Here is a 532-nt window from a genome sequence, read left to right on the forward strand (position 1 = left end):
TGCCGCACCCAGCCCGCTTAACTGCTCCTCCAGAATCTGGTACAGCCGTTCGGACCCTTCCCTGCCATCCCCGGCGTCAAAAGCCACATAGTAAATTGGGCTGGATTTCGCATCGCCGTACGCCTCGGCCTGCTGTTTCTCGATCGCCTTCAGCTGGGAAAAATCAGGAAGGACAATATGAAGACTTCCAACAGAACCCATGGCATCCATTCCGTCCTCCACCGCCTGCCCTTTCTTTCCAACGACTTCATACTGTTTCCCAAAAATGGAAAATGTCTCCCGATCATAGCGCATTCCATCCGAAAGCACCATCACCTGATTCTCATCCAGCCCCACATTCTGTCCTGTGATCCGGTTATAGTCATCCAGAGTCATAAAAAAGAGGTAGTCCAGACTGCTGTAGTCCGCCAGGTATTCCTCTCTCACCTCATAGCCGTCCCCCGTCTCCACTGCAGCAAAGCTGACGTATCGGTAGCTGATCAGCTCTTTTGCGGTCTCTCCTGCCTCCTTTAAGGCGTTCTCCACAATCCGG

General features: G+C 53.0%; 1 protein-coding gene. It reads right to left on the minus strand.

Annotated features, from left to right (window positions below):
• The coding region (locus tag NE664_13165; GenBank protein MCQ4727581.1) for a hypothetical protein at window positions 1-532 on the minus strand (532 nt) is incomplete at both ends.

The organism is Anaerotignum faecicola (assembly GCA_024460105.1).
In the GTDB taxonomy this organism is placed as follows: Bacteria; Bacillota; Clostridia; order Lachnospirales; family Anaerotignaceae; genus JANFXS01.